The following is an 11,750-nucleotide window of genomic DNA, read 5'->3' as shown; positions in this document are numbered from 1 at the left end:
TCTGCAGCTTTAGGCAAAAACAGAACTTAGTCTGAGACTAAATTCTGTTGGTGTTATGCAGTTTTCTCAAAGTAACTTCTGGAAGGACAGGAACTAGAACTTACTTTGAGAATTTACCAATTTTTCTAAAGATTCTATTTTTTTCTCTAAGCGTAATAATGTTTCGTTTTGTTCATCAATTTTTGCCATCAAGATATCCAACTTCGTTTCTCGCTCTGTTTCAGAGAAAAAACGAGTTATTGTGGAGGTAACCATACCAAAAGTACAAATACCAACCAACATCAAGAGGATGGCTATAATTTTAGAAATCGTATCTTGGGGGACAATATCTCCATACCCTACAGTTGTCATCGTTACAATGGACCACCAAAGTGCATCGAAGAATGATTTTCCTTCAATCACTGATAATAAGACACTTGAAACTAGCACTGCTGAGCTATTTAGCATCAATACCTTGGATAAACTGTTGGTATGCAAAAGCTTGTTGATTGTATCCCAGAATCGATTAGACAGGGCAAATATTCTCGTTACTTTGACCAATCTGAAGAGTCGTGCAAGTCTTCCCAAGCGAAGAAAACTGAAGAATGAATCAAATGGAATAATGGCAATTAATTCCAACATATGCCCCTGTACATATTCAAGTATGTCATCCGCATAATAAAGCTGAGCAAAATAATCGCAGACAAAAATAAACCACAGGAGCCAATCCAGTACCCGATAGCCACTAGAATTGGCAATACTAGCATCCATTAATTCAAGTACGATAAGAAATACATAGACTACAGCTATGTAGGTCATAGCCTTCTCATAAAAAGGATGACGAATTAATCGTTTAAGCATGTTTTCCCCATTGCAAGGCAAATTCCTCATCAGATTTCATCTGCTCCATCAAACCTTCAATCCCATCAAATTTGACCATATCTCGAATTTTTTCAAGCCAAAAAATAGTTATTTTTTCTCCGTAGATAAAGCGGTCAAACCCAAAAATATGGGCTTCTATCCGCATCTCAGTTCCATCAAAGGTCACATTTTTCCCAACGCTTGTCATAGCTCGATAGCGTTTTCCAGCTACTTCGACATCAGCGACGTAGACTCCCTCAGATGGTAAATGGACACGGTCAAAAGGAGCCAGATTTGCAGTCGGATAACCAATAGTGCGCCCTCTGGCATCTCCATGAACAACAATTCCCTCCGTCATAAATGGATAACCTAAAAGTTGATTAGCTAGAGAGACATCACCTGACTGGATAGCCTGACGAATGCGAGTTGAAGAAACTTTCTCTCCGCCCAGGCTCACTTCACTTACAATTTCTACCTGACCATCAAATAGCTCTGTCAAATCTTTGACATCTGCTCTGCAATTCCCAAAATGATAATCAAATCCAGCAACTAAGACTTGTGCATTCAAACCCTTAACATACCGCTCAATAAATTCTTCTGGAGTATTACTGGCAAATTCGCTAGTAAATGGCGTCATTACCAGTTGATCTACACCATATTTCTCCAATAACTGATGACGCTGTTCCTGGCTTGTCAAATGCAGTAAAAGTTCTGGGCTAAAGCGAGAAAAAGCCAACCGAGGTGACTCTGGAAAGGTCAGAACAGTTACTGTCAAACCTTGCTCATCTGCTACTTTTCTTGCTCGATCAAGTAAAGCCTTGTGCCCAAGATGAATCCCATCAAAGTAGCCTAGTACTAAAACCGTCGGCTCCTCTTGATTCAATTCACTATAATCTTTAATTGTTCTAATGTTCATGTTTTCTATTTTATCACAGTTATTGAGAAATTTCTTAGACCAAAACCTTGCTCGGTTTATACAGCTGGTTGCGTTTTTCAAAAATAGCAATCAACTGACCATCATAAAAGCCTGCTAAGCGCTCTGCTTCTGCATTCAATTCTACAAATCGACCAAATGTAGTATCTTGCACCTGCTCTTCTTTCAATTCTACAACAGGTAAATCCCCGATACCACGTTCAATAGGTTGGAGAAATGAAAAATCATTTTCAGCTACCAGCGAAGAAATTTCTTCCAAAGTTAAGGCATCCGCTAGGTCCATTCCTGCTGATCCAGTTCGTTCCAAGCTGGACATGTGGCTAGCGTAGCCTAGCTTAGCCCCTAAGTCAACAGAAAGAGTACGGACATAAGTTCCCTTGCCACAACGAACTCGGAAGGTGAAACGTGCACAGTCATCTGCCAACTCAATCGGGCTGGTCCGCTCAAAACTGTAAATGTCAATTTGGCGTTGAGGACGTTCGATTTCTTCACCTGCCCGTGCGTACTCATAGAGTTTGCGGCCATTTACTTTGACAGCAGAATACATAGGCGGAATCTGGGTAATAGTACCGACAAAACTAGCCATAGCCTCATCAACTACCTGCTCTGCTATGTCCAAAACCGGTGTCCGCTCAACAAGGTCTCCCGATGCATCTTCTGTCGTGGTCGAGTAGCCAATGATAATCTCTCCCTCGTAGATTTTCCCCTCATCCTGCATAAACTCAATCATACGAGTAGCCTTGCCGACTGCAATTGGCAGAACCCCTGTCACATCTGGATCTAGCGTCCCACCGTGTCCAATCTTCTTCTCCTGCAGAATCTTTCGGAGTTTAAAAACTGCATCATGCGAGGTCATCCCCGCCTCTTTTTTTAAATTAATAATTCCTGAAATCATGTTTTCATTATAACACAAAGGACCGCTCTTGTGGGCGGTCCGGTATCAATCACTCATCGTAAAAAATCAAAATAGTCTGTTTTTTGGTTCTTATCCTCGCTCCTAAGAACACCCCAAAATTGGTTATTTTCATTGGTATACCCTAACATAATTTTAGGATGTCTGGCACCGATAAATTCAAATAAATTTTCTATGTTAGGGTCTGCAACTCTGGAAGTACCTAAAATTGGTAAGCTCAACAAGGTATGGCGATCATTCAAAACTGTACCGACCATTAAAGTCTGAGAATAAATTGAGGCAAAGCCGCCCCTTAATATATGGAGGTAAAGCCATACAACTTCAGCGAGATGGAAAACCTTAATACCATCTTTGAGGCTAACAATGAGATGCTTATAAACGACTATCCCTATTGCAGAATCATAATAATCTGCCTTGTCAACTAATAATTGCAAATTATTCTGTAATTCTGGGTACCTGTCATACATTTTATTGTACATCTTAATTGTTGTTTCCCTACGATACTTGACATAGAAAAATCCAAGACCAGCTACGATTAAAGGCGGTACAGATAAAATAATATTCAGTCCACCTGCTGTTCCTGCAAACAGTAATAACGACACTCCCATTAACAAACTAAAACTGGCTATTCCAAGCGGAATAACTGTTCCTTGATTCTTTTTTTCTTTCAAATTTTTCATAAAAAATCCTCTATTTTCCTCTATCATCCACTGAGGACCTTTAAATTTCCCGATGAAAATCGCTGTCAATTTCAAAAAATGGTTGGATATTTTGGACGTATTCCAAGACGCCTTGAAACTCTCCCTGTTCATCACGCACGGCCTTATAGACCACATAGACAAACTTGCCCATACTCTCGGACTTGAACCACATGGTCACCTGGTCTTTTTTCCCTGTGCGGAGCAGTTCAAAAATCTTCTTGACCTTGTCTAAGATTTTGGGTGGATGGCAGAGCTCCACATGACGTCCAATCTGGCTCGGAGTACGTTTGAAAATCATGTCTTCAACAGGGTGGCTGTCATTATAATATTGGAAAATGCCATCATGTTCATTGCTATCTTCCTAGTAATCCATCCAATATTTCAATCAATTTTTCTTTTTCCTGACTCTCATTTGTTTTAAACCTGATTAGGGGGATGTTGCATTTTTTCAAAATGTTATCCTTCATAATATCACGTTCAAACTGCTTAGAATTACCTTTGTGGAATGCATATCCATCTACTTCTACAGCTAGTACAGGTGCTTTGGTAAGTCTATTGATTATCAAAAAATCAAGGTGCGTATTTCCATGCCTTGCATACTTCGCTTCCACTTCTGTTAGTCGAGTAAAATCCTTCACAAGATTATGCAGTTTATAGTCATGTATAACATCTAGACTATTATATTTTTCATCGCTCATAAATACTTCCTTAATCCGATGATACATTAAATTCTCAGAATCATATCGCGATATCCGTTTTCGTTTTCTAAAATATTCCTCCTTTTCTTGCTCATACTGTTTGTATAAGTAATCGAAGATGGAATATACAGGGCTCTCTCTTACTTCAAAATTATTATATTGTATATATCCCAATAAATCACTAATATTTTTATCTAACGATTGCTCATTCCCAGTCATGACAAGAAATAATTTATTTTTAGCTCTTGATATCGCCACATTTAGTAAGTACGGATCATCCGTAAAACGTGTTATGCTGTTATCAACCGTGGAGATGATTATCGTATCTTTTTCTTTTCCCTGAAACTTATGGACTGTATCGCTTTCCAAATCATCAAGTTGCTCTTGCAACTTCTCTTTCTGCTTTCGATAAGGCATGACAACTCCTGTCCGCTCCCGATAGATTTCATAATTTGGAATAACATCTTTCAGAATTATATCAATCTCTCTCTGACTATAGTGATCACGAGCGTGATTTCCCTTAGGTGTTCTAATAGCCTGAAGAACATCTTTTTCCCCTTTATCACCTGTCATAATCACTAAGTCACCATTATAAAACTTTTGATTGCAGAAATTGATAATTTTGGGATGACATCTATAATGCTCTCGTAATAGCGTTTCTGGAATATTCGGAATCACTTTTAGTACCGATTGAAGAAAACTGTTTGTGTATTCATAACCACTATGAACACCATATTTATGGAAAAGCTGAGCACTACTTTCTTTGACATCTTTTGTGACAATATGCGGTAGCTGTTTACTATCTCCAACAACTACAACATTTTTAGCACAGGATAATGCTAGTGCCCCAGTTGTAATATCCACTTGTGAGGCTTCATCTATGATTAAATAATCATAGGTAATATTCTTTCCTAAACTTGTTGTTGATGAAAATGTTGTACTAAGAACAATAGGATATTCTAGAATAACTCGTTTCGATTGTTCCCTTAAATCTTCCTTTGTAAACTGTACTCTATTTCTTCCATTCCCATACTTACTAACTAGAAAATTTTTGAAAATCTTTAATGAATCACTGGTCAAATTGTTTAAAACTTCCGTACCATTTAAGTGAACCAATTCTTCTTGAAGAGTTTCTAATTTATTCCTTATTTCTGTTTGTTTATGCTGGTAAAATAGGTTCTGAAATTGTATTGTCAAATCAGATAATTCTTGTTTATAAAGTTCCCAGTTTTTAACACCATATAATAAAAAGTTTTTTATCTTAAAAATTAAACCTAACCTTTTATTCTTTTTATAGAATTCCTCAAATTCATTCCAAAGCTTAAATAACTTCTTAGCAGAATATAGGTTTAATTCTATAGGCGATATATCTATGTGCTCAAAAAAATCCTTGAAATGATGATATTCCGTTTCTAGTTCTGAGAGTTCTTGTCTCAGATTAGCCACTTCTTCCTGAATTTCAAAAATACGAGGAAGCCTACGAATCTTTTCATTTAATTCCTTATCAAGACTTTCCATACCATTATCTTTTAATCTCCACGAAGAAAAATCAGGGTACATACTATACTGATTGAGAATAAAATTATTTTTATTTTTTTCACTTCCAAGGTAAGCCACGGGAAAGTCAAGACCATAGTTCTTCAGTTTTTCGTAAATATTATCAATGGCTGCATTATTATTAGAAACAATTAGAACCGTCTTATTCCGTATCACTATATTAGCTATAATATTCAGAATCGTTTGTGTCTTACCAGTTCCAGGAGGTCCTTGAATGACACTAAATTGATTTATTAAGGCATTTTTTGTTGCTTTATATTGACTATTATTGCAACCAAAAGGGAAAATCAGTTCCCCATGAAGCGGCAAGTTATTCTTCTTACTGGGACTTAGATAGCTCGCTAAAGCAACTGTTTTGTCTACGTAATCCAATTCCTCATACCTTTTTAACAAGAGCAATTGATCAGTCCCAGAGTTTCTCAGAGGATTCAGCTTAGATAGTTCTGTCAAATAACTAAAAACATGACGACTATTTGAATGTGTCAACTCATTTTGCCGTATTTCTAGGTCTCTCCTCATATATAATTTTCCAGTGCCATTTTTGTAGCGGATGATATAAGCTCGTGAGTGCGTTCCATTGAATTCAACAATTGACTCAATATTATTTAATAAAACCCCATCTTGCCTTCTATAAACTCCTATCTCTGAAGGATTCAACTGTTTGGAAAACTTCAGCACCTCAACTCTCTGCATATTGTAGCGATAAGGTTGGACATTATTTTTAAAATAAATTTCAAAGTAGAGCTTCCCTTTGTAACGAATCGATTGAAGCGATTCGATATTTTCTGACTTGTCCTCTCCATCAATCAAAATTATTTTTCTATCTTTCACCATATCTCCACTCTCACTTTCAATCTTAATCTTCCTCCTCCCTCAACGCCTCAAACTTGGCTTTCATGGTTGGGTTATTGCGGGTTAGTTTTTTGACGGAGACATCGTCTAGTTTATTATTGGCTAGGCGAAGCTGGTTTTCGCTGGTGGTCAAGGCTGCCTTGACAGCTTCCATTCGCTTGATTGCCTTGTCGATTTCATCAATAGCCTTTTGGAAATTGTTGCTGGCCGATTGATAGTTTTTTGCAAAAGCATTCTTGAAAATTTCCAAATCTTCTTCAAAATGAGTAATATCGATATTCTGCTCCTTAACCAAGGCTAACTCCTGCTTGTATTGCAGACTATTTAGCGCAGCATTTCGTAAAATTCCGATTAATTGGATAAAGAACTGTGGTCGGATAACATACATCTTCTCATATTCATGACTAACATCCACAATCCCTGTATTGTAATAGTCATTGTCCGCCTCTAGCATGCTAACTAATACAGCATATTCGCATTTTTTCTCCCGACGGTCCTTATCCAACTCCTTAAAGAAATCAGCGTTTTTATGCTTGGTCTTGGTCGTATCTGCCTCGTTTTTCATTTCGAACATGATGGAAATAAATTCCAAGCCCGACTCGTCAAAATCACGGAAGATGAAGTCTCCTTTTGAACCGGACGCTGATACTTCGTTGTCCTTCGCAAATTTGGCACGTGGAAAAGCATAGGAGCGAACCTTGTTAAACTCCGCCTCAGCAAATTGCTCCAAGCTCTCACCAATTGCCTTAGTAGACTGCTGGGCCTTGAAATTTTTGTAAAATTCCACCTGCTCATCCGCCGCCTTGAGCCGTACTTCGTACTCCTGACGAGTGGTCGCCAGGGCTAACTCTTGCTTTTGTTCCTGCAAAACCAAAGCATTTTGTGCCGCATCCCGCTCTTTTTCCACCTGAGCTACCGCCTGCTGCAACTCCAAATCCTTGGCAAGACCGATTTGCCCCAACTGAGCCTTAAGCTCTTGGATTTCTTGGTCTTTTTGGGAAATAGCAGAGCTGATTTCCAGTTCCGTCTGACTAGCAAATTTATCAAGTTTTGCGGTCAGTTCCAGAATCTCCTTATCCTTATCACTCAATCTAGCCTGCAAATCATTTTCAGCCTTCTGGCTTAATAATTCTCGTTCCCGCTCCAATCGTTCATGGATTTCCTTGTCAAACTCCGCACCACGCACCTGGGCTAAAAGCTGACTATATTCTGTTTCATTGACCTGAAAGGCCGTCCCACAATGGGGGCAAGTAATTTGATGCATATGCTCTCACTTTCTTCTTTTCAAATAAGATATTAATTTATGTAAAACCGTAGCTACTCCCAGCGCCAATAAAAAATAAAAGAAACGAACCGCATTTCTAGCATCTGGAAGTGATAGAGCCCAAAGGACAAAAATCGTTATGGCAGTCGGCCATCTCCATCCCCAGGTCATCTTCCGTTTGATAAACCATTCCATCCAATCTTCATTAGAATTAAATCGTGTTTCGTAATATTCTTCTTTCAGTTGTTCCCACCACTTTTTCATAGTAGCCTCCTTTCAAATCACAGACCTTCTAATTCAAGCTCCAGAAAAGTCCTCCACTTTTCCTGCAAGGGGTGACGTACAGGCGGCTCCTGACCTTCTAAGACTTTTTTGATACATTCATTTTGCACCAACCAGCCTGTCATGTCTTTTTGAGCATTGGCAAATTCATTACCAAAATCTTCTGGAATTCGTTCTTCAAAAGTAATCAAGGTCTGATTTTCTAGCTGAGACAGTGTAAATGAAACTATTGCTGAATCCCACGTGTAGGCAATTTTCTCATTTTTTCGGTATTCCAGTAAATCCATAACTTCACGGAATCCTTCCATTTCAAAAACCAGCGTATTTCCTACAATGTTTAACTGTGGAAACCAGCGGGCAAAACCACTATCTGTCGCCAACAAGTCCCAAGCTTCTGCCAAACTAGCTGGAACAGTGTAGGAAATAGTTAACAGATACATCTCGGACTCTTTCTGAACACTAATCTTCATACATAACTCCTCTTCTATTCCCCTATTATACCAAAAAATACTGGTCCATAACCGATATTTCCATTGTCTCTATTCTTTAATCATGATCAAGCATGGGTGCTATTCATTCCAGAGAATCGAAAAACTGTATCTTGAAATCTGAATTATTTTTTATAAAATCTTTCATAGACAGTCCTTACCTTTGTTTATATGGCTCATACTCCATGTTTTGTATCCCCTAGCAATGTTAGACTTTCCTGCCACATAATGAACATTGTCATTTTTGAAACACTTCTATTTTTTACACTTTCATTTCATCTATCCGCCACCCAATTTATTTTACAATATAGAACAGAGTTTAGTATTTCAATCATTCCTTTCTCATTTTATGCTATACTAGATGTATTGAAAACAAGGAGGTTTATATGATTAAACTAATCGCTCTTGATATGGACGGAACCCTCTTAAACGAGAAAAAAGAGCTGATGCAGCCACAGATTGATGCCATTCATCAGGCTGTTGAAGCAGGTGTCAAGATTGTTCTCTGTACTGGTCGACCCTTGGCTGGTGTGAAGCCTTTCGTAGAGCAGCTCGGCTTTGACACCGAGGAAGAATTTATCATTGTCAATAACGGCTGTTCAACCCATTCGACAAAGGATTGGAGCCTGATTGACTGGGAAGAACTATCTATCTCTGATATTGATTATCTTTCCACTTTTATTGAAAATGATGATGTGCAAATTTCTCTCTTTGACGAGGAAGACTACTTCGTTCTTGCAGAAAAAGCCAATGCACGCGTTAATTTAGACGCAGGTTTGGTAGGAATGACTCCTCAACCAATTGATTTAAAAGAAGCCAAGTCAGGTCAGCATCGCTTCTTTGAAGCCATGTTCGTCGGTGAAAAAGAGCATATTGATGCCTTTGAAAATCAACACAATCCTGTACTCAGCCAAGGCTATTCCACCGTTCGTTCACAGGACTATCTGTTGGAAATTTTACCAAACGGTGCAAGCAAGGCCACTGGTTTGAAAAAACTGGCAGACCGCCTCGGTATCCTTCCAGAAGAAATCATGGCTATGGGAGATGCCAACAACGATCTGGAAATGATTGAATTTGCTGGACTTGGTATTGCCATGGGCAACGCTAACGAGCAGGTCAAGGCGATCGCCCAGGACATCACAGACACCAATGAAAACAACGGCGTTGCCAAGGCTATTGAAAAACATATTTTGAACAAATAAGGAGACAATATGAAATACCCAACACTCTTAGACCGTTTCTTGGTCTATGTCAAAGAAAATACTCGCTCAGATGAAAATTCGACAACCACTCCTTCTACCCAAAACCAAGTCGAGTTTGCACAGAATATCCTTCTGCCTGAAATGAAACGCATCGGCTTACAGAATGTCCACTACCTACCAAACGGCTTTGCTGTGGGAACACTGCCTGCCAACAACCCAAGTTTGACCCGCAAGATTGGCTTCATCGCCCACATGGATACGGCGGATTTCAACGCAAAAGGTGTGAATCCGCAGATTATCGAAAACTACAACGGCAACCCAATCGCTTTGGGAACTTCTGGCTATGAATTGCATCCAAAAGACTTCCCACAACTTGCCAACTACCACGGTCAAACCCTGATTACCACAGATGGTACTACCTTGCTGGGCTCTGATGACAAGTCAGGAATTGCAGAAATCATGACTGCCATTGAATTCCTAGTCCAAAACCCTGACATCAAGCACTGCGAAATCCGTGTGGGCTTTGGTCCTGACGAAGAAATCGGTGTTGGTGCAGACAAGTTTGATGTAGAAGACTTCGATGTGGACTTTGCCTACACTATGGACGGTGGACCGCTGGGCGAACTCCAGTACGAAACCTTCTCAGCAGCAGGTGCCAAGATTGATTTCCTAGGACGCAATGTCCACCCAGGATCTGCTAAGGACCAGATGATTAATGCCTTCCAAATGGCTATTGATTTCCACAATGCCCTTCCAGAAGCAGACCGCCCAGAAAAAACTGAAGGGTATGAAGGCTTCTTCCACTTGATGAACATGGAAGGCAGTGTTGATACTGCTTCTACCACCTACATCATCCGTGACTTCGAGGAAGAGGATTTCCTTGCCCGCAAACAGCTCATGCTGGACATCGCTGAAAAGATGAATGCCAACTTTGACACTCCTCGTGTCATTGTCAACCTACATGACCAATACTACAACATGAAAAAAATCATCGAAAAAGATATGACTCCAATCAACATTGCTAAGGACGTCATGGAAAATCTAGGTATCAAACCACTGATTGAGCCTGTTCGCGGAGGAACAGACGGCTCTAAGATTTCCTTCATGGGCATTCCAACGCCAAATATCTTCGCAGGTGGCGAAAACATGCATGGCCGCTTTGAGTTTGTCAGCCTCGAAACCATGGAAAAAGCTGTCGATGTCATTCTCGGAATCGTCTCTTACAAATAAAATTTCAAGAGGCCGGGCTCAAGCCCAATGTCATTAAGTTAAGCATTTAAGTAGCTAAAGAAACTATTCCCGTCTGAGCAGTTCATGACAAAACGGGAATAGTTTTTCTATTTAGGGCGCACAAAAAGGAGGTTTTTTAACCCTATTTTTCAACTATTATGTTACTCTATAAGTGAAGCTTACAGGTACCTTGCTTTTTATCTTTCTTTGGAAGGTTCGATTGGGTCGGACGATGGATAAATGTTTGGCAATGTAAGTTTCCAATTGGAAGGAAGTGAGTTCAGCTCTAAGAAATTTTCGACAGGCATAAACAGCGTCTGAAAAACAAATTTTATAAGTCTGTTTTAACTTTGATGTTTTAATGGTAACGTGTGAGGTTAGCCATTTACAAACATTAAAGTTGATAAAGCGAGCGTAGATTTCTTGGAGAATCCCTTCCTTCTTTTTCGCGTGAAAATGAGTCAGACCGATACTATATTTTAGGTCACGAAAACTGGTCTCTATGCCCCATCTGTAAGCATAGAGATCTTTTAATTTTTCTGGAGAATAATCCGTATTTGTCACCAAAGTTTCAAAGAAACCAGGCTTGATTTCGAGACGCACCATTCGGAAATGAAGTTCGTAAAAGCTGGTCGGGGGCTTTTTCGACTAGAACATGGCAGAAAGTCAAAGGAGGCATTATTAGGTAAAAAATGATACTGATTAGGGAAGTCCCGATACAGGTGTTTCATCTCATTGGTTTGTTTGCGACAGATGTTTAGGTCAAATGCCTCATCAAAACAAGGAGTA

General features: G+C 39.4%; 10 protein-coding genes and 2 pseudogenes. 2 read left to right on the top strand and 10 right to left on the bottom strand.

Features of this window, described 5'->3' with window-relative positions; all coding sequences use genetic code 11:
- Positions 1-93 precede the first annotated feature (93 nt).
- The 9 genes and pseudogenes from ODU45_RS09215 to ODU45_RS09175 all read right to left on the bottom strand — a co-directional run bounded on the left by ODU45_RS09215 (position 94) and on the right by ODU45_RS09175 (position 8,511).
- Positions 94-840 (bottom strand): potassium channel family protein, encoded by a 747-nt coding sequence (locus tag ODU45_RS09215; protein WP_398581183.1) that lies wholly within the window; start codon positions 838-840, stop codon positions 94-96.
- The gene (locus ODU45_RS09210) at positions 833-1,756 is read right to left on the bottom strand and encodes a bifunctional riboflavin kinase/FAD synthetase (protein WP_398581182.1); all 924 of its coding nucleotides are present in this window, start codon (positions 1,754-1,756) and stop codon (positions 833-835) included. Before ODU45_RS09210 ends, ODU45_RS09215 begins: the two co-directional genes overlap by 8 nt.
- Before the next feature lie 34 nt (positions 1,757-1,790).
- Positions 1,791-2,669 carry a tRNA pseudouridine(55) synthase TruB gene (truB, locus tag ODU45_RS09205; RefSeq protein ID WP_398581181.1) on the bottom strand — a complete coding sequence of 293 codons (879 nt, stop codon included), beginning with the start codon at positions 2,667-2,669 and terminating at the stop codon, positions 1,791-1,793.
- A 53-nt stretch (positions 2,670-2,722) separates the two neighbouring features.
- Positions 2,723-3,367, bottom strand: a complete 645-nt coding sequence (locus ODU45_RS09200) for a hypothetical protein (protein WP_105096070.1) — start codon at positions 3,365-3,367, stop codon at positions 2,723-2,725.
- A gap of 40 nt (positions 3,368-3,407) precedes the next feature.
- Positions 3,408-3,731: pseudogene (locus ODU45_RS09195) on the bottom strand (PAS domain-containing protein); the annotation flags it as partial.
- Positions 3,732-3,741: 10 nt separating this feature from the next.
- Positions 3,742-6,477: an AAA domain-containing protein gene (locus ODU45_RS09190; RefSeq protein ID WP_398581180.1), complete on the bottom strand. Its 2,736-nt coding sequence runs from the start codon at positions 6,475-6,477 to the stop codon at positions 3,742-3,744.
- Between the two features lie 22 nt (positions 6,478-6,499).
- Positions 6,500-7,759 carry a DUF2130 domain-containing protein gene (locus ODU45_RS09185; protein WP_172033356.1) on the bottom strand — a complete coding sequence of 420 codons (1,260 nt, stop codon included), beginning with the start codon at positions 7,757-7,759 and terminating at the stop codon, positions 6,500-6,502.
- Positions 7,760-7,765: 6 nt separating this feature from the next.
- Positions 7,766-8,023, bottom strand: a complete 258-nt coding sequence (locus ODU45_RS09180; RefSeq protein WP_029176618.1) for a hypothetical protein — start codon at positions 8,021-8,023, stop codon at positions 7,766-7,768.
- 17 nt (positions 8,024-8,040) lie between these two features.
- Positions 8,041-8,511 carry an ATPase gene (locus ODU45_RS09175; RefSeq protein ID WP_398581179.1) on the bottom strand — a complete coding sequence of 157 codons (471 nt, stop codon included), beginning with the start codon at positions 8,509-8,511 and terminating at the stop codon, positions 8,041-8,043.
- Between the two features lie 404 nt (positions 8,512-8,915).
- On the opposite strand from ODU45_RS09175, the gene ODU45_RS09170 reads away from it, so the two are divergent.
- Together ODU45_RS09170 and pepT are read left to right on the top strand one after the other, a co-directional pair.
- Positions 8,916-9,731 (top strand): Cof-type HAD-IIB family hydrolase, encoded by an 816-nt coding sequence (locus tag ODU45_RS09170; RefSeq protein WP_105148211.1) that lies wholly within the window; start codon positions 8,916-8,918, stop codon positions 9,729-9,731.
- A 9-nt stretch (positions 9,732-9,740) separates the two neighbouring features.
- Entirely contained in the window at positions 9,741-10,961 is a 1,221-nt protein-coding gene (pepT, locus tag ODU45_RS09165) for a peptidase T (protein WP_398581178.1), read from the top strand.
- A gap of 156 nt (positions 10,962-11,117) precedes the next feature.
- Here pepT and ODU45_RS09160 read toward each other — a convergent pair.
- Positions 11,118-11,750: pseudogene (locus ODU45_RS09160) on the bottom strand (transposase); the annotation flags it as partial.

The organism is Streptococcus sp. 2022WUSS135 (genome assembly GCF_044427045.1).
In the GTDB taxonomy this organism is placed as follows: Bacteria; Bacillota; Bacilli; order Lactobacillales; family Streptococcaceae; genus Streptococcus; species Streptococcus hashimotonensis.
Note: the sequence above shows the minus strand (reverse complement) of the source record. Positions and strands in the feature narration are given on the sequence as shown.